Consider the following 25,215-nt stretch of genomic DNA (forward strand, 5'->3'; position numbering starts at 1 on the left):
TCGGCGATCCGGTTCGGATGGGTGGACTTCGGGATCGCGGATCGGCCCTCCTCCAGGTGCCAGCGCAGCACGATCTGCGCCGGCGTCTTGCCGTACTTGGTCGCCAGCTCCGTGATCACCGGGTGCTCGAGGACATTGCCCGCGCCGGGGGCGTCGGAGGGGCGGTAGCGGTGGATGCCGCCGATCGGCGACCACGCCTGGGTGCGGATGCCGAGGGTCGTGTCGGCGTGCTGCACGGTGGCGTTGGTGAAGTAGGGGTGGAGCTCGACCTGGTTGATCGCCGGGACGACGGTCGTCTTGTCGATGAGCCGGGTGAGGTGGTCGGGGCTGAAGTTCGCGACGCCGATCGCGCGGACCTTGCCCTCGGCGAGCTTGTGCTCCAGGAGCTGGTAGGCGGCGATGGTGTCGTCGAAGTCGGCCGGGGTGGGCTGGTGCAGCAGGTACAGGTCGACGTAGTCGACGCCGAGACGCCGCAGGCTGGCGTCGAAGCCGACCTCGGCCTTGCCGTCGGCGTAGTCGCTGATCCACAGCTTGGACTCGATGACGATGTCGCTGCGGTCGATGCCGGAGGCGCGGATGCCTTCGCCGACCTCGCGCTCGTTGCCGTAGGAGGCGGCGGTGTCGATGAGCCGGTAGCCGTCGTTCAGGGCGGTGGTGACGGCGGCGATGGTCTCGGCCGGCGGGGTCTGGAACACGCCGAAGCCGAGGGCCGGGATCTCCAGCCCGTTGTTCAGCGTCACGGTGGTCTGGTCGGTCATGGTGGTGCCTTTCGCAGTTGAGCGGTACGTCGACGGGAGGCCGGGGTCAGGGGCGCACGAGGACCTTGAGGGCCTCGCGGTCGTCCATCGCCTGGTAGGCGGTGGCGATATCGGGCAGAGCGACGGCGCGGTCGAACACGCGCCCGGGGTGGATCGACCCGTCGAGGACCTTCGGCAGGAGCGTCTCGATGTAGGCGCGGGCCGGGGCGACACCGCCGGTGAGCGTGATGTTCGGGAAGAACATCGCCTGCATGCCCACGTTCGCCTCGGTGTACTGCGGCACGCCGACGCGGGAGACGGTGCCGCCCTTGCGGACCACCCCGAAGGCCTGGTCGAACGCCTGCGGGAACCCGACGGCCTCGATGACGACGTGGGTGCCGTCCCCATTGGTGAGGTCCTTGACCTTGGCGATGCCCTCTTCGCCGCGCTCGGGCACGACGTCGGTCGCGCCGAACTCGACGCCGAGGTCGGTGCGGGCGGTGTGCCGGCCCATCAGGATGATCCGCGGCGCCCCCAGCAGCCTGGCCGACAGCACCGCGGACAGGCCCACGGCGCCGTCGCCGATCACCGTCACCGTCGTGTGCTCGTTCACGCGGCCCTTCACGGCAGCGTGGTAGCCGGTGCACATCACATCCGAGAGGGTGAGCAGGTCCGGCAGCAGCTCGGAGTCCTCCGGGACTGGGAGCTTGACGAGGGTGCCGTCGGCTAGCGGGATGCGGACGGCTTCGGCCTGCCCGCCGCCGACGATGCCGGCCGCGTCGGTGGAGCCCCAGGTGCCGCCGTGTCGGCAGGCGGTGTGCAGGCCCTCGCGGCAGAAGTCGCAGGTGTTGTCGGCCCACACGAACGGGGCGAGCACCAGGTCGCCCTGCTTCACGGTCGACACGTCGGCGCCGGTGTCCTCGACGATGCCGAGGAACTCGTGCCCCATCCGGGCGATACCGCTGCGGATGCCGCCGCCGTGGAAGGCGTGCAGATCCGAGCCGCACACGCACGACAGCGTGATCCGCACGATCGCATCAGTCGGGGTCAGGATCGTCGGGGTCTCGGTCTCCTCGACGCGAACGTCACCGGGGCCGTACATGAACGTGGCAAGCATCAGGGTCGTGCCTTTCCGGGTCGTGGCGGGCAGCCGGGCGCGGCCACTCGCACAATCCACTGTCCCGGCTTCCACGCTGGCACGACAGTTGCCCGTGACCCAGGTACTGCCAGCCCATCCCAGAGCTGGGCCGAGCCGCCTACCGTGGTGGGTATGGATCATCGCAGCGAGGTGCAGGACTTCCTGCGCACCCGGCGCGCCCGGCTCACCCCCGAGCGGGCCAACCTGATCGCCGGCGGCAACCGGCGGGTGCCGGGGCTGCGCCGGGAAGAGGTCGCGCTGCTGGCCGGGGTGAGCGTGGACTACTACGCCCAGCTCGAGCGCGGCGACCTCGGCGGCGCCTCCGACGAGGTCCTCGACGCGCTTGTCCGCGCCCTGCAACTGGACGAGGCCGAGACCGCCCACCTGTTCGACCTGGCCCGCGCGGCCCATCCGCGCCCGGTGCGCCGCAAGCGGCCGGCCCGGAACAACGACGTGCGGCCCAGCCTGCAGCGCTTCCTGGACGCGATCACCGACGCGCCGGCCTGGGTGCGCGACGAGCACATGGACTTCATCGCCACCAACCGGCTCGGCCGGGCGCTGAACGCGCCGCTGTTCGACAATCCGCGGCGGCCGGTGAACAACGCCCGCTTCGTGTTCCTCCAAGAAGAGGAATCGCGGGCGTTCTACATCGACTGGGACAAGGGCGCCGACGACATCGTCGCGGCGATGCGCTCCTATGCCGGCGGGCACCCGCACGACAAGCAGCTCACCGACCTGATCGGCGAGCTCGTCACCCGCTCGGAGGCGTTCCGCACCCGGTGGGCGGCGCACAACGTGCGCTACCACCGCACCGGCATCAAGCGCCTCCACCACCCGATCGTCGGCGACCTCGAGCTGAGCTATGAGGGTCTGGATCTGCCGGCCGACCCGGGCTGGCACCTCTACACGTTCACCGCGGCGCCGGCCAGCGCCTCCGAGGAACGGCTGAAGCTGCTGGCCAGCTGGGCCGCGACCATAGAGAAGGAGCCTGACGCTATGAGCGCACCCGTCGAAACCCCGGAACAAAGGCCGTTCGCATGAGCACATGGACCGACGCTGAGCTGACCACCGTCGATGCCGTCGACGAGCTGTACGTCGCCTCCGTTCGGCCCGATGGCACCATGACCCGGCCGGTGACGATCTGGGCGGTGCGCGTGGACGACCGCGTCTACCTCCGCTCCGTCCACGGCCGGGGCGCCAACTGGTTCAAGGCCACCCGAGCGTCGGGGCTCGGGCACGTCAGCATCGGCGGCGTCGAGCGCGACGTGATCTTCACCGAGATCACCGACGACGCCGAGCAGGCCCAGATTAGCCAGGCGTATCAGGCCAAGTATGGCCGCTACGCGAAGTCCATCGTCGACTCCACCCGCACCCCCGACGCCCTCGCCGCGACCCTACTCGCGATCCCCCGATAGCGGGCGCTCCGAGGCGAGCAGGCCAGCAATGGCACATCCGGCGTCGGGTCTCCCGCGGCGCTTCGTCCTTCTCCTGGGCCTCGGGACGCTCGCCGCCGGCGTCCTGGCCGCGTGCACCCCGAAAGGCACGGATTCCATGCCACCCTCCAGCACTCCCCCCACCGGCATCGCACCATCGGCTGGCGGGGGCAACGGTCCGACGTCGTCCGGCAAACGGGTGCTGCTGGCCTACTTCTCCCGGGCCGGCGAGAACTACCACTACGGCAGCCGCGTCGACCTCGACGTCGGCAACACCCAGGTGCTCGCCGAGATGCTCGCCGGGGCCGTCTCGGTCGACGTGTTCCGGATCGTGGCCGCCGACCCATACCCGCACGACTACGACCAGACCGTGGCCCGCAACCTGGAAGAAGAACAAGACGACGCGCGCCCCCGGATCACCGGCGACCTGCCCGACCTGGGCGGCTACGACACCATCCTGCTCGGCTCCCCTGTATGGAACAGCCAACCGCCAATGATCATGCGCACCTTCATCGACGCCCTGGATTGGACTGGGAAGACGGTGCAGCCCTTCGTCACCTACGCAGTCAGCCGCATGGGCGCGGTCCAGCGCGACTACACCCAATGGTGCCAAGGCGCCACCGTCGGCGACGGGCTCGCCATCCAAGGCGAGACCGTCAACGACGCTCGTGATCAGACGGAGGACTGGCTACGGCAGATCAAGCTGGTCTGAACTCACGCGCTTTACCCGTCCGGACCTCGTCGAATCGGGCGAAGCAGTGCGATGCAGGGAACGATCGCGGTCGCTGCGAAGACTGAGAGACCGGCGAACGCGACGGAGTATCCGAGGAGCTCGATCGCCGTACCCGAGAGCACAGCGCCGACGTCGCCCCCCGAGGGGGTGGGCAGCAGAGACCCGGCGGTGTAGGCGGCGATGATCGCGCCGCCAGCGGCCGCGAATCCAGTGCCGAGATCCTCGGCAAACAGCGGCGGGGTCGGGGTGAGCATGAACGTCATGCAATACATGAACACCGCGCTGACGAGCAACAGGATGAATTGGGACGTCCAGAGGGGCTCGCGAGACGGTCGCCGACGCCTCGAGGGCGCCGGAAGGTCGAAGCGTTCTCTGGGCCTACACGCACGTACCCGCTAGATCCGATCGAGACACGGCAGACGTGATCTTGGACCGGATCGAGCTTGTGGCCCCGGGACGACGTGACCGCGTGCTCGCGGTGCATTCGACCACCGCGGCCGGTCTGGAGGCGCACGGCATGAACTTCATCGGGGCGACATCTCGTCCGGCGCGGTCCGTGACACCCGGCCCGAGGATCCACGGCATGGCCGGATTCCACGCGGCGCGCGTGGCTTTGGCGGATCTTCAGATCGAACTACCTCTCTGAGCCTCGGGACAGTCCCTTACTGATCCTCGCCTTCGAGCGTGACCGCGTTTCTATCAGCCCGACCCCCATCCGACTGCCACGATGGCTAGCTGCGGCGCCCGCGGGGGCCGGGTGGGAGCAGACCGCGGGAGCGGGCGCGCACGAGCCAACCCTGTGCGGTGGGGTGGGCGACGCCGTTGATGTCGGCCATCGTCATCGCCGGATTCACATCGCCGCGCGCCGACAGCCGGCCGTACTGCAGGGCGACGAGCTCGTAGAAGTCGGGGGTCCGCTTCGGGTCGCCGATCGGCTTGAGCAGGTCGCGCTCGCTGACCTTCCGGCCGGAAGGCAGCACGATCTTGCCCCCGGCGATCGTCTGTGTGCGCTTCATCGCGAACAACCGCTCGTTGATCGCGGCCTCGATGCGCGCGGTCGGCAGGTTGCGCAGGTCCTGGCTGGTGACGGGGTCACCCGGCCGCCACGGCATGTAGAGAACGCCGGTAATGCGCACTTCCTCTGGAACGGCGTAGATCTGGCGCTGGAGGCGGATGAGCACCCGGGTCGCCGTGGCGGTGTGCTCGATGTAGCGCCAGCGGCCGTCGATCGTCTCGTTCTGCTCCGACTCGCGCTGCGCTCGTCGATCCCTCTCCCCCAGTGCCTGGTCGTCGTAACCGATGATCGCGTCGATCTGCGCGCTCGGGTCGTCCTCGCCGCCGCTGGGGAACCGGTCCGGCAGATACCAGCCCTGCGGCAGGTCAGCCTGGACGAGCAGGCCGTCGTAGGACTGGTCGCCGGGGTGTCGTGGGGATTCGGGCACATCCCGAGTGTACCGAGCGAGCCGCGCATCTAAAACGCTTGCTGTTCTTGGCGAGTCGTGATTTACTCTAAGACGTTAGCTTCCACATTGGCTAACATCTTAGTGTTCTGGAGGTCGCGACTTGGACGAGAGCGCAGCGCGGGTCGCCGAGCAGGAGCCGACGAGGCTGTTCTACTCCGAGGAGGAGACGGCGACGCTGCTCGGCATCCATCGCACGACCCTGCGCACGCTCGCCTTGGACGGCCGCGCCCCGGTCGAGCCGGTCCAACTCACCGAGCACAAGCGCGTCTACCGGCGCGTCGACGTCGAGCGCCTCGCTGGGCTCCGGCAGTAGGAGCGGGCATGGGCAGCATCGAGTCCTACGAGACGACCAACGGTCGTCGCTACCGCGCGCTGTACCGGCGGCCGGACAAGAAGCAGACGCAGAAGCGCGGCTTCACGACCAAGAAGGCGGCCGAGCTGTTCCTGGCGACCACCGAGGTCGACATCGCCCAGGGCCGCTATCTCGACCCGGCGCTGGCGCGGGTGACGGTGGCCGACTGGCTGCAGACCTGGCTCGGCGCTCGAGGCGACCTGCGGGCGACGACCCGCAGCCGGGTCGAGAACATCGTCGAGAAGCACATCGTCCCGGAACTGGGGAAGATCCCGATCGGGAACCTGACCCGGCTGCGCGTGCAGGAGTGGGCCTCGGCGCTGCCAGGTGCGCCGGCGACCGTGCGGAAGATCGTCAACGTGCTCTCCGGGGCGCTGCGCTTCGCCGTCGAGGACGGCCGGCTGCCGTCCAACCCCGCGCAGCGGCTCAAGCTGCCGAAGCCGACCAAGTCGCGCAAGCGCTACCTGTCCCACGATCAGGTCGCCGCGCTCGCCCAGGCGATCGACCGGGTGAAGGACGGGCGTGAGCACGGCTACGGCCTCGTGGTGCTCGTGCTCGCCTACTGCGGGCTCCGCTGGGGCGAGCTGTCGGGGCTGCGCATCCGCGACCTCGACCTCGACGCGAAGCACCCCCGGCTGACGGTCGAGCAGACCGTCGTCGCGGACAAGGGCTATCAGCGCATCGAGCCGCCCAAGGACTACGAGCACCGGAGCATCCCGATTCCCGCGTTCCTCGTCGGGCTGCTGCGCGTGCAGGTCGCCGGGCGCCCCGGCGACGCCCCGGTGTTCTACGGGATCCGCACCGGCACATGGCTGCGGAACCACGTCTTCCGGGTCGGCTGGTTCGACGACGCGGCAACCTCGATCGGGCTCAAGGGACTGACCCCGCACGAGCTGCGGCACACGGCCGCCTCGCTGGCCGTCAGTGCCGGCGCGAACGTCAAGGCGGTGCAGCGGATGCTCGGGCACGCCTCGGCCGCGGTGACCCTCGACGTCTACGCCGACCTGTTCGACGACGACCTCGACAGTGTTGCCACGGCGCTCGATGCCGCAGCGATGCAAACAAGTGTTGCCAATCTGTTGCCACGAGCCGCATAGAGCCGATTTGCGGGTCATTGCAGAAACGCGAAAACCCCCGGATGACCGGGGGTTTTCTGTTGGTGACCCCAGCGGGATTCGAACCCGCGTTACCGCCGTGAGAGGGCGGCGTACTAGGCCGCTATACGATGGGGCCGTCTTGGCGATCCGTTTCCGTCTCGCGACAACCGTTCAAGTATGACATGACCCCCAGCGGCCGCCAAATCGAGCCGGGCCGGACGCGAACCCCGGGTGTGTCGCGCCCTGCAGGATTACGCTCGAGGAATGCGCATCACCAAGCATGAGCACGCGGCGCTCCGCGTCGACGACCACGGCCAGACCCTGCTCATCGATCCCGGCAGCTTCACGCTCCCGCTCGACGAGCTGCACCGCCTCGTGGGTGTCGTGATCACCCACGAGCACCCGGATCACTGGACGCCGGAGCACCTGGACCGGATCCTGCGCGCGGCCCCCGGCACCCCGATCTTCGCACCGGCCGGCGTGGTCCGCGCCGCAGAGGGATACGAGATCACCGAGGTCGCACCGGGCGACACCGTCACGGCGGGCGACTTCACGCTGCGCTTCTTCGGAGGCGTGCATGCGGAGATCCACTCCTCGATCCCCCTCATCGACAACGTCGGCGTGCTGGTGGACGACGAGCTGTACTACCCGGGCGACTCCTATGCCGTGCCGGAGGGCGTCGAGGTGGGCACGCTCGCCGCGCCGCTGGGCGCCCCGTGGCTCAAGATCGGCGAGGCGATCGACTTCGTGCTCGCGGTCAAGCCCCGCCGTGCGTTCGGCACGCACGACATGACACTCTCCGTGATCGGCGCGAACATGCACCGCGGACGGCTGAAGTGGGCCACCGAGCAGAACGGCGGCGAGTTCTTCGAACTGGATCCCGGCGACGACCTCGAGGTCTGAGGTGGCGGACTCCCCCGCCGCACGGCTCCTGCCCGCGCCGACACCCCGCCTGCGCTTCCGCGAGATGGAGGACGACGACCTCGACGCGATCGCCGCGCTCCTCGGAGATCCGGAGGTCATGGCGTTCTATCCGACCACGAAGACGAGGGACGAGAGCGCCGAGTGGATCGCGAACCAGCAGCGGCGCTACGCGCAGGACGGCCACGGCCTCTGGATCATCGAGACTCCGGAGGGGCGGTTCCTCGGAGACTGCGGGATCACCTGGCAGACGTACAACGGGATCGCCGTCCGCGAGGTCGGCTACCATGTGCGCGCAGACCGGCAGGGCGAGGGATTGGCGACCGAGGCCGCACAGGCCTGCGTCGACGTCGTGCGCCGCGAGTTCGCCCCGACCACGTTGACCGCGATCATCCATCCGCAGAACATCGCATCGCTGCGGGTGGCGGCCAAGCTCGGCATGACGCACATCGCCGACGACCACGCCCATCCGTGGATCGTCCGCACGGTCATGGGGATGCAGGTCACGCCTCGGCGTTAGCCGGTGGCGGGGCCGCCGCGGCGTTCCGTCTCGACACCACCGCGACCGCGGCCGAGGACGCGACCACCGCCACGAGCGCCCCGAGCAGGATCGCCGCCCCCTCCCCGGGAAGGAGCGCCCTGGTCTCGACGCCCAGCGCCACCGCCGCGACGGGGACGCCGAGCTGCCCCGCCGACGCCACCGTCTGCGCCCAGGGCAGGCCGGTGACGCGCCCCGCGAGGTGCGCGACGACCGCCGCGGCGCCCAGCGCGAGTCCGAGCAGGATCATCTGCGGGTGGGTTCCCAGGTCCCGCAGGTTGATCGAGGCCCCCAGCCAGACGAAGAACAGGGGTCCGAAGAAGCCCTCGGTCATCCCGAAGAGCTGACGGGCGAGGCGTCGCGGCTGGCCCACGGCCGAGAGCACCAGTCCGAGCGTGAAGCCCGCCATCATCACCGAGACGTGCGTGAACTGGGCGATGCCCGCCAGCCCGAACAGCGCCAGCAGGCTGAATCGCAGCTCGAGCGCGAACTGCCGCGATTCCGACACCTCGTGCAGCACGCGCAGGCGGTGTGTGCCGATCCGGCGCAGCACCACCACGAGCAGCACGCCGACCACGGCGATGCCCACCCCGCCGAGCGCGACGAGCGGCACGCGCTCGGGCTGCAGCACAAGCGGGAGCGCGACGATGCAGGCCACGTCCGCGATCGCGATCTGCGCGATGAGCTGCGCGGCCGAATCGGCCGAGATGTCGAGGGACTGCAGCATGGGCAGCACGAGCGCGGCAGAGGAGGACGCGATGAGGACCGAGTAGACCGCCCCGTGCGCGGTGCCGAACAGCAGCGCGGTTCCGATGCCGAGCGCCACGGCGACCGCGGCCACGATCCCGGCCCCCGCCGCCCCGCGCCCCACGGCCGCACGCACGACGGTGTCCCGGATCGGGATGTGCGAGCCGATCACGAGCATGATGAGCCCGAACCCGAGCTGGGCGAGCAGCGTGAACGTCGGCTCCGCCGCGTCCACCCAGCCGAACCCGGTCGAACCGATCACGAGGCCGGCCCCGAGCTCGCCGGCGATCACCGGGATCCGCCAGGCGCGCCGGGCGGAGAGCGCCGGGCCGGAGAGGCCCACCAGCACCAGCAGCGCCAGGGTCGCGAACGTCATGCGCACACTCTAGATCCGCGAGTCCTCGTCGTCCCGGACCCGGGGCCGCCTGATCCGCGCCGTCCGCGCGGCGTCGCCCGGCGGGCCGGACGCCGGAGCTCAGCCGACGAGACTCTCCTGCGCCCGGCGCACCCGGATCGCACGCCGCTGGTGGTCTCGCTGCTCGCTCACGAGCCGGCGGAGCGCGGCGGGGGCGTCGGGATGCGCATCGAGCCAGGCGTCGACGAGCTCGGTCGTCTCCGCGTCCGGATACAGTCCGATCACCAGGCGCCGGGCGATCTCGATCGAGCGATCCGCCCACGCCGCCTCGATGTGCGAGAAGTACTCCGCGTCGAAGCCGGCCACGAGATCGCGTCGCCCGCCCGCCCCGAAACCGCGGATCGTGGCGTCGAGGTGGTCGTTCGTGAGCGTCAGATCGCCCCAGGCGGCGCGCCAGTCGGCCGCGCGCACGGCGGCGCTCGGCGTCGACGCCGCGGCCGCGAGCGCCGCCGTGCGGCCGCTCGCCGTGTGGTCGCGCAGCTGCTCCTCGGTGATCTCCTCCGCCCCGGCATGACCCGTGGCGACGAGCGCGGTGAGCAGCTCCCAGCGCAGGTCGGCGTCCATCGGGAGGCCCTCGGGTCCGGATCCGATCAGCAGCGTCGAGACATCGAGACGGCGGCGGTCGTCGAACGCTGCCGCGGCGGCGAACGCGCGCGCCCAGATGAGCTGCGCGTCGCTGCCCCCGGCCGCCCCGCCGAGCGCCGCCCACGTCGCGTCCAGCCACGCGGCCCGCGCCTCCGCCACGGCCTCCTCGGGCAGGTAGTGCCCGATCGCGAACGGCGCGTTCAGCACGACGCCGCCGAGCAGGGCGCTGTCCGTTTCGGCCGGCGCATGCGCCGCGACGATCCCGAGGTAGCGGGCGACGGCGAGTTCGCCGTCCCGCGTCGCGTTCCACAGCGCGGACCAGAGCAGGGCGCGCGCGAGCGGATCGTCGAGCGAGGACAGCCCCCGCTCGACGGCCGCGAGAGAGCGCGGATCGAGCCGCGCCTTGGCGTAGGTGAGGTCGCCGTCGTTGAGCAGGACGAGGTCGGCATCCGGCAGCGCGACAGGGGTCCGCTCCTCGGCGATGTCGACCGGGATCCGCTCGCGCAGCACGAGCGCGTGGTCGCGCAGGTCGTACAGGCCGATCTGCAGCCGGTGCGGGCGCGGATCCGTCTGGACGACGACGGCCGAGCCGTCCTCCCCGCGCTCGAGGCTCAGCGTGCTCATCCCGGTGGTCTGCAGCCACGCCCGCGCCCAGGTGCGCATGTCGCGGCCCGAGGCCTGTTCGAGCTCGACCAGCAGGTCTTCGAGGGTGGTGTTGCCGAAGGCGTGCCGCGCGAAGTAGCGGCGGGCGCCCTCGAAGAACGCGCCCTCGCCCGCGAAAGCCACGAGCTGCTTGAGCACGGCCGCGCCCTTGGCGTACGTGATGCCGTCGAAGTTGAGCTTCGCCGCCTCGAGGTCGGCGATGTCGGCGACGATCGGATGGGTGCTCGGCAGCTGGTCCTGGGTGTACGCCCAGGCCTTGCGCCGGTTCGCGAACGCGACCCAGGCGTCGGCGAACTCGGTCGCGGCGACCGAGGCGTGCGATCCCATGTAATCCGCGAACGACTCCTTCAGCCACAGGTCGTCCCACCAGGTCATGGTGACCAGGTCGCCGAACCACATGTGCGCCATCTCGTGCAGGATCGTGTTCGCCCTCGCCTGCCGCTGTGCACGGGTCGCGGCTCCCCGATAGAGGTAGGACTCGGTGAAGGTCACCAGGCCGGGGTTCTCCATGGCGCCGATGTTGTACTCCGGCACGAAGATCTGGTCGTACTTGCCCCACGGGTACGGGAAGGCGAACGCCTCCGCGAAGAAGTCCAGACCCTGCCGGGTGATCTCGAGGATCTCGTCGGCGGCGAGGTGCTCGGCCATCGAGGCGCGGCTGAGCACCGAGAGCGGCACGACGAGATCGCCGCGGCGCCATTCGGACGACACGCGCGCATAGGGTCCCGCCGCGATGCAGGTCAGATAGCTCGACAGCGGCAGCGTCGGTGCGAACTCCACGGTCTGCACGCCGTCCTGGGCGCTCGTGGTCGCGGGCGACTGGTTCGACAGCACCTCCCAGCCCTCGCGAGCGGTCACCACGACCGTGATCGCCGCCTTCATGTCCGGCTGCTCGAAGCACGCCATGAAACGGCGCGCGTCGGCCGGCTCGTCGTGCGTGTACAGGTACACGCCCCCGTCCACGGGGTCGGCGAAGCGGTGCAGTCCCTCCCCCGAGCGGCTGTAGGCGCCGGTGGCGCGGATGACCACGGTGTTGTGCTCGGCGAGATCGGCGAGGCGGATCCGCGCGCCGTCCCACTCGACCTCCCGCTGCTGCCCGTTCACCACGACGTCGTGCACGGCCTCGCCAACGAAGTCGGCCCAGGTCTCGGTCGTGCGCGCGTCGAACTCGAGCGTCGTGGCCACAGGGAACCCGGTGTTCGCCGGGTCGGTCGCGCCGGTGACATCGAGCTCGACCCGAAGCCGGTGCAGATCGACGCTCCCGGATCGAGCGGCGGTCTCGGTGCGGGTGAGGTTGGCGGTGGTCATGGATCCATCGTTCCATGCTCCGCGCGTGCGCCGGGCGGAAGGGCGCCTCGGCGCCCCGAGCCCTGTGCCAGCATGGTCGCATGACAGAGCAGACCGCCTCCCTCCCCGAGCGCAGCAGGATCGTGCAGGAGCACGTGCGCGCCGCGGGTCTCTCCGCACAAGTGCGCGAGCTGCCCGATTCCGCACGCACCGCGGTCGAGGCCGCCGCCGCGCTGGGCTGCGAGGTCGGCGCGATCGGATCCAGCCTGCTCTTCCTCGCGGACGGCGAACCGCTGCTCGTGATGACGAGCGGCCGGCACAGGGTCGACGTCGACCTGCTCACCGCGGCCGTGGGCGCGGAGACCGTCTCGATGGCGCCCGCGGCGACCGTGCGCGAGGTGACGGGTCAGGCGATCGGCGGCGTGGCCCCGGTCGGCCATCCCGCTCCGGTGCGGACCGTGGTGGACGCCGCGCTCCGGGACTACGACGTGGTCTGGACCGCGGGCGGAACCCCGCACACCGTCATGCCGATGACGTTCGACGAACTCGTGGCCCTCACCGGCGGCGAGGTCATCGCCGTCGCCGCGGACTGAGGTCGTCCTTCGCGGATCCCTGGGCGCAGTCCAGGAGGCGTCCAGATTCGGTCCCTACCGTGGAAAGGGATGTCACAGAACGGTAACGGCAGGATCAGTTCCCTCGACGGACTCCGCGGACTCGCCGCGGGGATCGTCCTCATCCACCATGCGTCCCTGATCGCGGAACCGTGGATCGACCCGGCCGGCTGGGCACTGCTCACGCAGTCGCCGCTCAAGCTGCTCCTCGCCGGATCCGAGGCGGTCATGGTGTTCTTCGTGCTGTCCGGCATGGTCGTCGCGCTGCCCGCGCTGCGGCCGGGATTCTCCTGGGCGCGGTACTACCCCGCCCGCCTGATCCGGCTTTACGTGCCGGTGATCGCCGCGCTCGGCGCCGCCGCGCTCCTCGTCCAGCTGATCCCGCGCGACGCGTCCACGATGCCCGAGAACTCGTGGATGCAGGATGCGCAGGCCACGAGCGTCTCCGCCGGCGACGTGCTGTCCCAGATGACGCTCCTGCGTTCGAACTATCCGATCGACAACGTTCTGTGGTCGCTCCGCTGGGAGCTGTTCTTCTCCCTGCTGCTGCCGCTGTACCTCTGGGCCGCGCTGCGGATCCGCCGTTTCGCGGTGCCCGCCGCGGCGTTCGCGGTCGTGCTCATGTTCGTGGGGCGCGCGACCGGGGAGTCGGCGCTCGCCTATCTGCCGGTGTTCCTGCTCGGAACCCTGCTCGCGGTGCGGTTCGCGGATCTGCAGGCCTGGGCCGAGCGTCCGCGCGTGCGCCGCGCGCTCCCCTGGCTCGCGGTCATCGCCTGCGCCCTGCTCATCGCGAGCTGGCTGGCGCGTCCGATCACGGCCGGCACCCCCGCGGCCGATGTGCTCTGGGCGCTCGCGGCCGCCGGCGCGGCGCTGCTGGTCGTCCTCGCCCTCGTGTGGCCGAGGGCCCGCAGGGCGCTCGACGCCCGGCCGATGCAGTGGCTGGGGCGCGTGTCGTTCAGCCTCTACCTCGTGCACGCCCCGATCCTGGCGTCGCTCTGCTACCTGCTCGGGGCCGAGCAGTGGTGGCTCGCGTGCCTGATCGGGATCCCGCTGAGCCTCGCGGTCGCCGCACTGTTCCACGCGCTCGTCGAGCGGCAGGCGCAGGACCTCGCCCGGCAGGCCGGCGCGATCGGCGCCGCCCTCGCGGAGCGGGTGCACGTGCGCCGCATCAGCGCCGCCCGACGCGTCGCCCTCGCCCGCACCCGCTGACCCCTCCCACATCCCGCGTCGTCCCTGTGAGCGGCGTCCATGGCGTCCGCTCACGGGGACGACTCGAAGGTGGAGGGGTGCTCAGGGGTGGCGGCGACGGCGGCGACGGGACACGGCGCCGTAGACCGCGCGCAGGACGGCGCGGGCTCCGAACCGGACCGCGATCCCGGCGGCGCCGAACGCGCACGCGATCAGCACCGCGCGGGGATCGTGCAGGTCGATGGAGAAGACCCGGGATCCGAGCGGGGTGAGGATCACCACGAGCATGCCGCCGATCATCGCGCCCACGAGCCCGACCTTCCACGGCCGGAAGGGGCGGGCGACCGTGATCAGGACGAAGAACGCCACGATCACGAGCGCGAGGAAGCCCGTCGACGCGTTCAGCACGAGCTCGTCGTGCCCCGTGCCGAACACGGCGCGCGCGGTCAGGTATGCGCCGTAGGAGGCCAGCGCCGCACCGATGCCGCCCGGCACGGCCGCATCGAGCACCCGGCGCACGAAGCCGTCCTGGGCGCGGGCCGTGTTCGGGGCCAGGGCGAGGAAGAACGCGGGGATCCCGATCGTGAACCACGCGATGAGCGTGACGTGCCGGGGCAGGAACGGGAACGGCACGGCGGTGACCGCGACCAGCAGCGCGAGCAGGATCGAGTACAGCGTCTTGGTGAGGAACAGGGTCGCGACCCGCTCGATGTTGCCGATCACGCGGCGCCCCTCCGCGACCACGTGCGGCAGCGTGGCGAAGGAGTTGTCCAGCAGCACGATGCGCGAGACGGCGCGGGCCGCCGGCGAACCGGATCCCATCGCCACGCCGACATCGGCGTCCTTGAGCGCGAGCACGTCGTTGACGCCGTCGCCGGTCATCGCCACGACGCGCCCGTCCTCCTGCAGCGCGTGCACCATCGCGCGCTTCTGGCTCGGGGTCACCCGGCCGAACGCGGTGCGGTCCCGCACCTCGCCGCCGAACCGCGCCGAATCCGGATCCAGGCTGCGCGCGTCGACCGCGTCGCGCCCGTTCGGTACTCCGGCCTCGGCGGCGATCGCACCGACCGCGACCGCGTTGTCGCCGGAGATGACCTTGATCTCGACGTCCTGCTCCGCGAAGTACGCGATGGCTCCTGGCGCCTCGGCGCGCAGACGCTGGTCCAGGATCACGAGCGCGGTCGCGACCAGTCCGCCAGGGAGCCCGTCGCCCTGCGCCTCCGGATCCGGCAGCGCGCCGTCGCTGCGTGCGAGGGCGAGCACGCGCAGGCCCTCCGACGCGAGCGCGTCGGAACGGGTGCGGGCGGCATCGCCGTCCGCGAGCAGCACATCCGGGGCGCCGAGCACCCAGCTCTCCACGGTGCCCGTGGCGGCATCGGCCGTCTGCATCGCCGCCCACTTGCGGGACGAGGAGAAGGCTATGGACGTCTGCGCATCGAGCGCCGGCGCATCGCCGACGTGCTCGAGGATCGCCGCCATGCTGGCGTTGGGCTTCCCCTCCGCGCGGCCGATCGCGGCGAGGGCGGCGTCGATGCGGTCGTCGTCCACGCCGAGGCGCTCCACGGCGCCCACCCGCATGCCGTCCTCGGTCAGGGTCCCGGTCTTGTCCGTGCACACCACGTCCACGCGGGCGAGCTGCTCGATCGCCGGCAGATCCTGCACGAGGCAGTTCCGGCGTCCGAGGCGGATGACGCCCACCGCCATCGCGACGCTCGTCATGAGCACGAGGCCCTCCGGCACCATCGGCACGAGCGCGGCGACGAGACCCTGCACCGCCTTGCGCCAGTCCTCCGCACGCCCCCAGATCTGGTTGACGATCGTGAGGACGCCGACCGGGATCAGCGCCCACGTGACGTATTTGAGGATCTGGTCGATGCCCGCGCGCAGCTGCGAGGAGGGCTTGCGGAACTCGGACGCCTCCTTGGCGAGGCGGGCGGCGTACGCGTGCTCGCCGACGGCGGTGGCGCGGAAGCTCGCGGATCCCGCGGCGACGAAGCTGCCGGACTTGAGCTCGTATCCGGCGCCGGCGAGGACCGGCTCCGACTCGCCCGTGAGCAGCGACTCGTCGACCTCGAGGCCCGTCGCGTCGAGTACCTCGCCGTCGACGGGGATCTGATCCCCGGCGGCGACGAGCACGACGTCGTCGAGCACGAGCTCCTCCGCGTCGATCTCCACGACGCCCTCCGCCCGCTCCACGCGGGCCGGCGCCTTGCTGAGCAGCGCGAGCCGGTCCAGAGTGCGCTTCGCGCGCACCTCCTGCACCATGCCGACGACGCTGTTCACGATGATGAGCAGTCCGAAGAGCCCGTCGATGAAGTACCCGGTGCTCAGGATGAGCAGGAGCATCACGAGGTAGATCCCGTTCACGCGGGTGAAGGCGTTCGCCCGGAAGATCTCCCCGAAGCTGCGACTCGTGCGCGACTCGATGGCGTTGCTCTCGCCGCGCGAGATCCTCTCGGTCACCTGCGCGGCGGTCAGCGGGGCACGGGTCGCCTGGGCGGGGCTTCCGGGTGTCATGCGATCACCGTAACAGCGCGACGTCGGCGCGACCCGTGACCGCCCCGCGCCGTCCGGTCACGCGACGTGCAGCGCCGCCTTCCGGCTCCGCTCCTGGCGCAGCGCCGGAAGATAGCAGGCCGCACCCAGGATGCTGAACGCTCCGGCGACGATCGTCGCGGTCGCGGCGGAGGTCGCTCCCGCGAACGCGGTGAGCACGAGCAGCCCGATGCTGTACGCGCCTCCGGAGACCATCGAGTTGAGCGAGAGCACCGTCGCCCTGGTCGATCGGTCCGCCTCGCGATGCAGCAGCGCGGAGTGCATCGGACCGGCGGCGCCATGAGCGAGATAGGTGAGCCCGTATCCGATGAGCAGCCCGACGACTCCGGAGGACAGCCCCATGGCGACGACGAACGCGCCGTTCAGGATCCGGCTCAGGATCGCCGTCCAGGTCACGCCGATGGCGCCGCTCAGCCGGCTCGCGAGCAGCGATCCGATCGCGAACAGCCCCCAGGCGGCCGCCGACGCCGGACCGAACACCGCGGCGGCCGCGGCCTCGCCGCCGAGCATCCCCTCGAGCTGGACGGGGGTCAGCGTCTCGAAGCCGATCATCGCGACCGACCAGAACACCTCGACGAGCACGAGCCCTGCGAGCACCCGGGAGCCCGCCGCACGGCGGAGGCCGTCGACGATCGTCCGCGGGGTCTGTCGCGCGGCGCGCAGCACGGTCGGAAGCGCACGGCTCGGCGTCGCCCCCTCTGGAGGACTGTCCCGCACCAGCACCACGACGAGCACCGTGTATCCGAGATAGAGGCCGATCGCCACGATCAGCGGCAGCACGAGCGCGGACAGCGCCGAGAGCGGATGCCACGCGACCAGGAGTCCGCCGAGCAGCGCGCCGCCCGCGATCGCCACGCCGAGCACCGTGCCGGCCCGTGCGAGGGGACGCGCGACCTCGGCCTGCGGATCGTGCTCGTGCACGGCGTCGACGAACCAGGCCTCGAGCGAACCGGAGTCGAGCACGCGGAAGACGCCCTGCAGCAGCAGCGAGACGGCGAACAGCGCATACGAGTCGGCGAGCAGGAACAGCACGCTCGCGGCGACCGCGAGCACTCCCGATGCGGCGAGCACCGGGCGTCGTCCGAGCGTGTCGGACAGCGCTCCCGTGGGCAGTTCCAGGGCGAGCGCCACGAAGCCCTGGATCGCGAGGATCGAGCCGACCTCCGCGATCGAGAGCCCGCGTTCGAGCGGCAGCAGCACGGTCACCCCGAGGGTCACGCCGACCGGCAGCCAGCGCAGCCCGGTGAGCAGGAGCAGGCGGCGCTGGGCCGCGGAGATCGCGCTCGCGGCGGTCGCCGCGGCCTCGGCGCTCACGACTCCTCCGGCGGATCGAGGTCGATCGGGGTCACCTGCACGGCGACGTGCACCCTCCGCGCGGCGGAGTCCCCCTCGCCGAGACGCCGGTACTTCGCGGTCAGCGCGTCGATCTCGTCGTGGAAGGCGGCGAGCTGATCCGGCGTGACGGTGAGCATGGCGTCATCGAGTCCGAGCCGGTCGACCCACGCCGCGGGCCAGGACGCCTCGACGTCGAGCCAGCGCTCCGCCCGGGCGGCGAACTGCCGCACATAGTCGCGGCGCAGCCAGCCGAGGGCGGTCTGCGCGTCCTCGTCGTCGGCGAAGGCGGAGTTGGTCCAGGAGTGGTAGTCGGTGCTCGCGCGCCAGATCCGCCGCTTGCCCGCACCCTCACCCGTGTCGGCGACCAGGCCGACCTCCTCCAGGGCGCGCAGGTGGTAGCTCGTCGCCCCCGTGTTCGTGCTCAGCGCGGCGGCCAGCTGGGTCGCGGTCGCGGGTCCGTGCACGCGCAGCTCGCTGAGGAGGCGCGAGCGCAGCGGATGGGCGAGCACGCGCACCGCGCGCTCGTCGAGACGCATGCCGACGGGTCGTTCCGGGGTTTCCATGACCCCACTCTTGCATGCATAGATTCTGTGCACAAGTCTTTTGCACAGAATCCATGCATGCGAGAAGAGGGCGTCAGCGCTGCCCTGTCTTCGCCGCGAGCGCTCGGGGACCGAGCTCGTGCAGCACACCGTCGTGCAGGTCGAGCACGCGATCGGCCCGCGTGAGCATGGCCGCATCGTGCGTGGCCACGACCGCGGCGGTGCCCCGCTCGTGCACGAGCCCCGCGATGAGATCCATGATCTGCGCGCCGGTCTCGCTGTCCAGCTGCGCGGTCGGCTCGTCCGCGATCAGGACCGCGGGATCCATGACCAGCGCCCGTGCGATGCCGACGCGCTGCTGCTGTCCGCCGGAGAGCTCGGTCGGACGCTGCCGCGCGTGATCCGCGAGCCCCACCGCCTCCAGCGCACGGGCCACCCGCTGCTCCCGCTCCGCCACCGCGGTGCGCCGTATGCGCAGCGGGACCTCCACGTTCTCGGCGGCGGAGAGCACCGGCAGCAGCCCCGCTGTCTGGAAGATGGAGGCGATCCGCTCCCCCAGCAGGTGGCTCGCGTCCCCCGTGCTGATGTCGTGCTCGTCCAGCAGCACCCGCCCGCGGGTCGGACGATCCAGACCGCCGAGCATCGTCAGCAGCGTGGTCTTGCCGGACCCCGAGCGGCCGGTGATCACGACGAGCTCTCCCGCCGAGACCGTCAGATCGACCTCGCGCACGGCGGTGACATCGCCTCCGGGCGCGGCGAACACGCGGGTCAGCCCCTCCGCACGCAGGACCTCGGTCATGACTGCTCCTCCCCCGACGGCGATGCGCCGGCGCGCCCCGGCTCCTCGGCGGCGGTCGAGGCCGCCGCGCCCGGCGCGACCCGCACGTGGTCGGCCTCGAGCGACAGCCGCACCCGGTCGCGCAGATCGAGCGCGCTTACGAACTCTCCCGGCAGCTGCATGCGGCCGGCCCTGTCCAGCACCGCGAACTCCTGCGCGACCCTCACTTCGCGCCCCTCGTCGTCGGTGTGGGTGCTGCGCAGGGTCTCGGTCGAGGTGCGGCCGTCGCGGATCCGCACCGTGCGGTCGACGTGCTCGGACACCGCGGCGTCGTGCGTCACGATCAGGGTCGTGACGCCGTGCTCGGTGTTGACCGCCTGCATCGCGGCGAGCACGTCCGCGCTCGTGCGTTCATCCAGCTCCCCGGTCGGCTCGTCGGCGAGCAGCACGCGGGGTCCGTTCGCGAGGGCGACCGCGATCGCCACGCGCTGCTGCTGGCCGCCGCTCAGCTGGGCGGGCCGCTGCTCGGCCGCATCGGCGACGTCGAGCAGTTCGAGCAGCGCCTGCGCGCGGCCCGCGCGCTCCGACTTCGGCACCACCCCGGCGACGCCGTGCGCCAGGGCGATGTTCTCCCGTGCCGTGAGGTAGGGCAGCAGATTGCGCCCGGACTGCTGCCAGACGAAACCGACGCTGCGGCGGCGGTAGCGCAGCCGCTCGGCGCCGCGCATCGTCACGAGGTCGTGCCCGGCGACGCGGGCGCTCCCTGCGGTCGGCCCGTCGAGTCCGGCGAGGATTCCCAGCAGCGTCGATTTCCCGGATCCGGAGGCGCCGACGAGCGCGACCATCTCCCCCGCCTGCACGCGCAGATCCAGCCCCTGCAGCGCCTGCACCTCGATGCCCTTGGCGGTGAAGATCCGCACCAGTCCCTCGCACGCGATGTCGACATCGGTCATCGTCCGATCCCTCCTGCTGCGGTCATGATCCCTCGTCCCTCGTCGCCGTGGCCACCCTTTTCCTCGAGCGTCATCCGTCACCCCTCGTCATCCGCGACCCGGATCGCCTCGGCGCTGCGCAACCGCATCGCCGCAGCGGTCGCCAGCAGGACCGCCACCGCGGTGACCCCGGCGAAGCCCAGCACCGCCACGGCCAGCCACCCCGGCGGCAGGCTCAGCGCCGGTGCCGCCTCTCCGCCCGTGAATCCGCGCAGGTCCAGCGCGCCGATCACGAGCCACGACATCGCAAGGCCCGATGCGATGCCCACGGGCAGCGCCACCGCGAGCGCCGGCCCCACCTCCCACCCCACGAGCGGGAGTTCCCTGCGCCGCGGATAGCCGACCGCGCGCAGCAGTGCGAGCAGGCGGGCGCGCGCGACGGATCCGAGCAGCAGCGTCTGCAGGACGGCGACGGCGAGCAGGACGGCGACGATCGCGGCCGCCACCATCAGCGCCACGCGCAGGGCCGACGACGCCGGGTCCGAGACCGCCTGCGCGATGAGCTGATCGGCGGTGGTCACCGTCGCGGTCTCCCCGAGCCGCGCGGCCATCTCCCTCGAGACCGTGCGCGGATCGTGGCCCTGGGCCACCGCCGCGAACAGCTCTGTGGTCAGCGGCGAGGCGACGCCGATGCGGTCGACGTTCCCGCGGTCGACGATCACCCACTTCTCCGTGCTGCCGAACGGGGTCCGCTGCGCGGTGTGCGCGACGACCCGGACGGCGTGGCCGTTCACCGTGAGCCCTTCGCCGAACCGCGCGAGCAGCTGCTCCGAGGCGACGACGGGGATGCTGCCACCCGAGCTGTCCTTGAGCGAGGGGGGCAGCGGCAGGGCGCCGTCGAATCCCTGCTGCACGCGCGCGAAGGCGTCCCGGTCGACCGCGTAGACGCGCACGCGGTCGGTGACGCCTGCCGAGGCGCCCTGGCCGATCTCGTCCGCGTCCAGCGTCGCAACGGCCTCGACGCCCGGGATCTTCCTGGCCGCGGCGATCTGCGCGTCCTCGAAGTACGGCATCGACACCGCGACATCCGCGCCGGTGGCGTCCCGCGCGGTGCGGCCGATCCCGTCCGAGACGGTCGCCGCGAACGAGACCGAGAACACCGCCACCGCGAGGCCGATCACCGCGGCGAGGGCGGGGGCCGTGCGCAACGCGGCATCGCGCCGTGCGCGGGCCGGTCCCAGGAGCGCGATCAATCCGGTGCGGCGGCGCGCGGTGCGCAGCAGCGCATCCAGCAGCAGCGGGAGGAGCCTCAGCACCGCCACGGTTCCCACCGCGCCGATCAGCACCGGCATCGCGAGCAGCACGGGATCCACCCGCAGAGCACCGCCGCGACTCCGCAGGATCACGGCGACGGCCACGGCGAGCACCACGACCACGGCTTCGCCCAGCAGGCGCGCCCAGGGCCGCCGCCGAGCCGTGGACCCGTCTCGGCGTTCCGCCCGGCGCAGGTCCGCGACGACCGTGAGCGGGACCGCGCACGCCGGGACGAGCACGAGCACGGCCGCCGCGAGCACCGTGAGCGCGTCCGGTCCGCCCCGCGAGAGCCCTGCGCCCACCGCGATCCCGAGCGCCGCGCCGAGTACTCCGAGCAGCAGCGCCTCGCCTCCGAGCACGACGCACAGCTGCACGAGCGACGCGCCTCTGGCCCGTGCGAGAGCAGCCGCCCTCCCCCGGCGCGACGCCAGCTGTCGTCCGGCCAGCGCCAGCACCACGGCCGCCACCGCGAGCGGACCGACGGCCGCGACCGAGACGACCGCGACCAGCGCACTGCCGCGCGCGACGCCGCGGTCCAGGGCGTCGGCGATCGGAGAGGAGAACTGCAGCCCGTCGTCGTGGAAGCCGCCGCCGGAGCCCACATGCACCGGGTTCGCCATGAACAGCCGGAGCTGGGCGCTGACCGTCGCCGCGTCGCGGGCGGAGATCCGGCTCACGTCGAGCGGGATCCACGCAAACGTCGCCGACTGCGTGAGCAGGTCGCCCAGCACGCCGGCCTCGTCCGGAGCCATGAAGCCGACCGCTTGCAGGACGACGTCGCCCATCGGCGTGTACTGGACGGTCGGCGCACGGGAGCCGACCAGCATGTCCCAGTCGAGGTCGTCGGCGCCGGTCGGCGCGACCAGGCCGGTGAGGGCGACGGGGAGGCCCTGCCGGTCGCGCACCTCCCCGACCCTCCAGTCCAGGGCGGCGGCCGCCTTGTCGCTGAGCACGATCTGGATGCCCTCCGCGGGATCGGTGACCCGAGGATACGCGCCCTGCACGAGGCGGCTGCGCTGCTCCAGCCCCGGATCCATGATCAGCTGCACGGCATTGCGCGGCGTCTTCCGATCGCCCTGCAGTTCGATCGCACGGAAGTCGCCGACGGCGCGCGGCGTGCCCAGCGCACTGCGCAGCGGCTCGGGCTGGCGATCCCGCTGCGCCCGCAGCGTCGCGAGGGGCTCCGACCACACGTCCGTCGTCCCTGGACCTCCGCGCTCGAGGCCGGCGATCCAGGACTGCACCGCGGTCAGCGGGCGGCCGATGTCGGGGATGTCGCGGATCTGATGCTGCACGGTGGCGGTGCGCGCCGCGTCGACGAGCGGCGGCACCAGCGCGCCCGCGAGCGTCATGGCGGCGATCGCGAGCACGAGGAAGACCGACAGCAGGGGTGTCGTGAGCGCGGTGCGCAGCACGACGACGGGTGTCCCTGGGTGGCGCGTCATGATCCGCTCCCCCACATCACGGGCAGGACGACGGCCACCACGACGAGCCCCGCGGCGGCTCCGCCGAGCAGGCCGAAGATCGCGACCCCCGTCACCTCGCCGATGCGCGCGGAGCGCTGACGTCCGGCGCTGAGCCCGAGGGCGCGCAGCGCGGTGCGCTCCTCGCTCCGGCGGGAGCGGTCCGCGGCGACCGCGGCGAGGAACCCGAGCAGGCCCAGAAGGGCCGCGGCCGCGGACCCCGTCGCCAGCAGGATCGTGGCCGTCCCCGTGATCGGGGCGGTGCTCACGGCGGCGGGGGGGAGGATCCGCAGCGGAGCGCTCGCCCTGGCGCGGACCTCCGCCGCGACGACCGAGGGATCGGAGGTCGCGAGCCACAGCTCGTTCGCCGGTACCCCCTCCGCCCTCGCGGCGACGGCAGCGCGATCCGCCAGGATCCCCGGGGCGGATCCGATGCCGGCGATGGTCGGGAGGATCACGGCGACCCGCGCCGGCAGCCGCGTGCCCTCAGGGCGGAGCGTGATCGAGAAGGGGGTGCCGGGGACGGCGCCGAGCCGCTGCGCGAGCGCCGCGGTGATAGCCACGGGGAGGGCGTCCCGGGATTCCCTCATGAGGGCCGACGCGTCCGAGGCGGGGATCGCCGCGGCGGAGGGATCGGCCGCGAGGAACGCGACCGTGTCCGAGCCGACCTCCGCGTCTCGGCTGAGAACCTCCGCGGTGCGCGTGACCGTCGGCAGCGCCGCGGCCTCCGTCGCGGTGAGCGGCACGGCGCCCTGCGCGGCGACCGACACCCGCACGTCGAGCCCGAGCGCGGCGCGGACCTCGCTGCGGTCCGCGGCCGCGGCGAGCGGGGCCGCACCGAGGGCCATGGTCGCCGATCCCGCCGCCAGCGCGAGGCACAGGATCGCGACGGCGACGCTTCCGGCGCGGCGCGCGATCTGGCGCAGGGGCAGGACGGGCATGATGCCGCGCCCGCGGCGCGCCGCGCGTTCGGCCACCGCGGCGACGAGCACGGCGAGCATCGGGACGAGGAGTCCGAGCGCGAGGAGCGCCGCGGCGCCGGCGGCGGAGGCGACGGGATCCGCGCCGCCGCCCTCGGAGATCACGCCGCCCTGCGCGAAGAGCTGCCAGAGCGCGAAGGCGGCCAGTGCGGCGACGATCAGCGTCGGGACCAGGAGCGCCGTCACGATGCCCCGGCCCGCATCCGAGCGCACCGCCGTCGCCGGAGCGGAGGCGCGCGCCGCGGTGAAGGCGGCAACCGCCGCCGCGATGAGCACGGTGAGCGCGGCCGCCACGAGCGTGGAGAGACCGGGGATCGCGAGCGGAAGCATCACGAGCAGGGCGAGCGCGGCCCCGGCGCCGGTGGCCGCCGCAGCCTCCTCGGCAGCCCCGGCGGCGATGCCGGTCGCCGCGGCGCCCCGCGCGCGGACCAGACGCAGCTCCGGGCGGCGAGCACCGGCCACGGACGTGAGGATCACGGCGATCGCGATCACCCCCAGCGCGACGATGATCGCGGTGGGCACGGCCATCATGCCCCGGGCGACGCCGACCGCACGCGTCTGCCGGTCCAGCAGCTCGCCGAGCGAGCCGCCGACGGCGGTGCTGGAGCGGCTGTCGGCATCGACCTGCCCCGGGAGCTGCGGCAGCCGCGCCAGCCCGCCGCGATAGGCGTCCAGGCTGTCGGCGGTCAGCGCGGCCGGAGCGATGGTCCAGGTCACCGTCGGCGTGGTCCACAGGCGCGCCATGTCGCCGTCGGTGATCAGCACGGGCCCCGCGGCGCCGTCCGAGTCGCCGGAGGCCACCGCGGGATCGCCCGCCCAGGCCGGCGCGGCGGGATCCTTCGCGCGCCAGGTTCCGACGAGCGTGACCTCGACGACCCCTCCCGACGCATCGGCGCCGAGGCGGATCCGATCACCGATCCGCCACCCCCGCCTCTCCACCGCAGCCGTCAGCACGGCGGCCTCGCCGGTCCGATTCGGCCAGGCACCGTCGACGAGCTCCCCGCGATCGGCGATCCCCTCTCCGCCGATCGCCTGCACGGCGTCGGGGTTGCCCAGGGAGATCTGGCTGACCGCCATCCGGCTGACCGAGACCGGGGCGCCCGCGAAGGCCTTCGCGATCGCCGCACGGACGGCACGGTCCTGCGCGGCGGGATCCCCCGTGCTCAGCGCGGTGACGGTCGCGACCCGCGTTCCTGATTCGGCGTCCTCCGCCACCCGGCGCACGCCGTCGTCCACCAGCCGCCCCGACAGGGCGTCGATCCCGCCGACGCCGAGCACGACGAGTCCGGCGGCGAGCAGGACGAGCAGGAGTCGCGCGGTCTGCTGCCGCGCCCGCCTCACCGCAAACGTCATCGTCCTCGCCTGTGTCGCCGACCGCTCCGCACGCCGCGGCGGGATCGTTACCGA

Annotated in this window: 22 protein-coding genes and 1 tRNA gene; 9 read left to right on the forward strand and 14 right to left on the reverse strand. The window is 72.1% G+C overall.

Annotated features, from left to right (window positions below; all coding sequences use genetic code 11):
- The coding region (locus B7X32_RS01800) for an aldo/keto reductase (RefSeq protein WP_292715169.1) at nt 1–758 on the reverse strand (758 nt) is incomplete at its 3' end.
- Nucleotides 759–804: 46 nt separating this feature from the next.
- A complete protein-coding gene (locus B7X32_RS01805; RefSeq protein WP_292715172.1) occupies nt 805–1,854 on the reverse strand; it encodes an alcohol dehydrogenase catalytic domain-containing protein in 1,050 nt (349 codons plus the stop codon).
- Nucleotides 1,855–2,007: 153 nt separating this feature from the next.
- Here B7X32_RS01805 and B7X32_RS01810 point away from each other — a divergent pair, with 153 nt between their 5' ends.
- The 3 genes from B7X32_RS01810 to B7X32_RS01820 are packed head-to-tail and all read left to right on the forward strand — an operon-like array spanning nt 2,008 to nt 4,020.
- Nucleotides 2,008–2,916: a helix-turn-helix transcriptional regulator gene (locus B7X32_RS01810; RefSeq protein ID WP_292715175.1), complete on the forward strand. Its 909-nt coding sequence runs from the start codon at nt 2,008–2,010 to the stop codon at nt 2,914–2,916.
- A complete protein-coding gene (locus tag B7X32_RS01815) occupies nt 2,913–3,290 on the forward strand; it encodes a DUF2255 family protein (protein ID WP_292715178.1) in 378 nt (125 codons plus the stop codon). Before B7X32_RS01810 ends, B7X32_RS01815 begins: the two co-directional genes overlap by 4 nt.
- 28 nt (nt 3,291–3,318) lie before the next feature.
- Nucleotides 3,319–4,020 carry a flavodoxin gene (locus B7X32_RS01820; protein ID WP_292715180.1) on the forward strand — a complete coding sequence of 234 codons (702 nt, stop codon included), beginning with the start codon at nt 3,319–3,321 and terminating at the stop codon, nt 4,018–4,020.
- A gap of 11 nt (nt 4,021–4,031) precedes the next feature.
- Here the strand turns inward: B7X32_RS01820 and B7X32_RS01825 are convergent, their stop codons facing one another.
- Both B7X32_RS01825 and B7X32_RS01830 read right to left on the reverse strand, forming a co-directional pair.
- On the reverse strand, nt 4,032–4,334 hold the full coding sequence (locus B7X32_RS01825; protein WP_292715183.1) for a hypothetical protein: 303 nt from the start codon (nt 4,332–4,334) through the stop codon (nt 4,032–4,034).
- Nucleotides 4,335–4,772: 438 nt separating this feature from the next.
- On the reverse strand, nt 4,773–5,483 hold the full coding sequence (locus B7X32_RS01830; RefSeq protein ID WP_292715186.1) for a hypothetical protein: 711 nt from the start codon (nt 5,481–5,483) through the stop codon (nt 4,773–4,775).
- A gap of 121 nt (nt 5,484–5,604) precedes the next feature.
- On the opposite strand from B7X32_RS01830, the gene B7X32_RS01835 reads away from it, so the two are divergent.
- Together B7X32_RS01835 and B7X32_RS01840 are read left to right on the forward strand one after the other, a co-directional pair.
- Nucleotides 5,605–5,817 (forward strand): hypothetical protein, encoded by a 213-nt coding sequence (locus B7X32_RS01835; RefSeq protein WP_292715189.1) that lies wholly within the window; start codon nt 5,605–5,607, stop codon nt 5,815–5,817.
- Nucleotides 5,818–5,825: 8 nt separating this feature from the next.
- Nucleotides 5,826–6,953, forward strand: a complete 1,128-nt coding sequence (locus B7X32_RS01840) for a site-specific integrase (RefSeq protein WP_292715191.1) — start codon at nt 5,826–5,828, stop codon at nt 6,951–6,953.
- 60 nt (nt 6,954–7,013) lie between these two features.
- Here B7X32_RS01840 and B7X32_RS01845 read toward each other — a convergent pair.
- A tRNA-Glu gene (locus B7X32_RS01845) sits at nt 7,014–7,089 on the reverse strand.
- A 128-nt stretch (nt 7,090–7,217) separates the two neighbouring features.
- Between B7X32_RS01845 and B7X32_RS01850 the strand changes: the two genes are divergently transcribed.
- The gene (locus tag B7X32_RS01850; protein WP_292715194.1) at nt 7,218–7,856 is read left to right on the forward strand and encodes an MBL fold metallo-hydrolase; all 639 of its coding nucleotides are present in this window, start codon (nt 7,218–7,220) and stop codon (nt 7,854–7,856) included.
- A 1-nt stretch (nt 7,857) separates the two neighbouring features.
- Nucleotides 7,858–8,394 carry a GNAT family N-acetyltransferase gene (locus B7X32_RS01855; protein ID WP_292715197.1) on the forward strand — a complete coding sequence of 179 codons (537 nt, stop codon included), beginning with the start codon at nt 7,858–7,860 and terminating at the stop codon, nt 8,392–8,394.
- On the opposite strand, the gene B7X32_RS01860 is transcribed toward B7X32_RS01855, so the two are convergent.
- Both B7X32_RS01860 and pepN read right to left on the reverse strand, forming a co-directional pair.
- Nucleotides 8,378–9,535, reverse strand: coding sequence for a cation:proton antiporter (locus B7X32_RS01860; RefSeq protein WP_292715200.1), 1,158 nt, complete (start codon nt 9,533–9,535; stop codon nt 8,378–8,380). The genes B7X32_RS01855 and B7X32_RS01860 overlap by 17 nt on opposite strands.
- A 99-nt stretch (nt 9,536–9,634) precedes the next feature.
- Nucleotides 9,635–12,130 (reverse strand): aminopeptidase N, encoded by a 2,496-nt coding sequence (pepN, locus tag B7X32_RS01865; RefSeq protein WP_292715203.1) that lies wholly within the window; start codon nt 12,128–12,130, stop codon nt 9,635–9,637.
- Nucleotides 12,131–12,210: 80 nt separating this feature from the next.
- Here pepN and B7X32_RS01870 point away from each other — a divergent pair, with 80 nt between their 5' ends.
- Together B7X32_RS01870 and B7X32_RS01875 are read left to right on the forward strand one after the other, a co-directional pair.
- Nucleotides 12,211–12,702, forward strand: coding sequence for a YbaK/EbsC family protein (locus tag B7X32_RS01870; protein ID WP_292715206.1), 492 nt, complete (start codon nt 12,211–12,213; stop codon nt 12,700–12,702).
- Nucleotides 12,703–12,771: 69 nt separating this feature from the next.
- Nucleotides 12,772–13,929 carry an acyltransferase gene (locus tag B7X32_RS01875; protein ID WP_292715209.1) on the forward strand — a complete coding sequence of 386 codons (1,158 nt, stop codon included), beginning with the start codon at nt 12,772–12,774 and terminating at the stop codon, nt 13,927–13,929.
- 81 nt (nt 13,930–14,010) lie between these two features.
- Here the strand turns inward: B7X32_RS01875 and B7X32_RS01880 are convergent, their stop codons facing one another.
- The 7 genes from B7X32_RS01880 to B7X32_RS01910 form a co-directional block, all read right to left on the reverse strand.
- On the reverse strand, nt 14,011–16,425 hold the full coding sequence (locus B7X32_RS01880; RefSeq protein ID WP_292715213.1) for an HAD-IC family P-type ATPase: 2,415 nt from the start codon (nt 16,423–16,425) through the stop codon (nt 14,011–14,013).
- A gap of 57 nt (nt 16,426–16,482) precedes the next feature.
- Nucleotides 16,483–17,778, reverse strand: coding sequence for an MFS transporter (locus B7X32_RS01885; RefSeq protein ID WP_292715215.1), 1,296 nt, complete (start codon nt 17,776–17,778; stop codon nt 16,483–16,485).
- Entirely contained in the window at nt 17,775–18,362 is a 588-nt protein-coding gene (locus tag B7X32_RS01890) for a helix-turn-helix domain-containing protein (protein ID WP_292715218.1), read from the reverse strand. Before B7X32_RS01890 ends, B7X32_RS01885 begins: the two co-directional genes overlap by 4 nt.
- A 73-nt stretch (nt 18,363–18,435) precedes the next feature.
- Nucleotides 18,436–19,140, reverse strand: coding sequence for an ABC transporter ATP-binding protein (locus tag B7X32_RS01895; protein WP_292715222.1), 705 nt, complete (start codon nt 19,138–19,140; stop codon nt 18,436–18,438).
- Nucleotides 19,137–20,072 (reverse strand): ABC transporter ATP-binding protein, encoded by a 936-nt coding sequence (locus B7X32_RS01900; protein WP_292715224.1) that lies wholly within the window; start codon nt 20,070–20,072, stop codon nt 19,137–19,139. Before B7X32_RS01900 ends, B7X32_RS01895 begins: the two co-directional genes overlap by 4 nt.
- 77 nt (nt 20,073–20,149) lie before the next feature.
- Nucleotides 20,150–22,810: an FtsX-like permease family protein gene (locus B7X32_RS01905; RefSeq protein WP_292715227.1), complete on the reverse strand. Its 2,661-nt coding sequence runs from the start codon at nt 22,808–22,810 to the stop codon at nt 20,150–20,152.
- Nucleotides 22,807–25,161, reverse strand: coding sequence for a hypothetical protein (locus B7X32_RS01910; RefSeq protein WP_292715229.1), 2,355 nt, complete (start codon nt 25,159–25,161; stop codon nt 22,807–22,809). Before B7X32_RS01910 ends, B7X32_RS01905 begins: the two co-directional genes overlap by 4 nt.
- Nucleotides 25,162–25,215 lie beyond the last annotated feature (54 nt).

Origin of the sequence: Microbacterium sp. 13-71-7 (genome assembly GCF_002257455.1) — a bacterium.
Classification (GTDB): Bacteria; Actinomycetota; Actinomycetes; order Actinomycetales; family Microbacteriaceae; genus Microbacterium.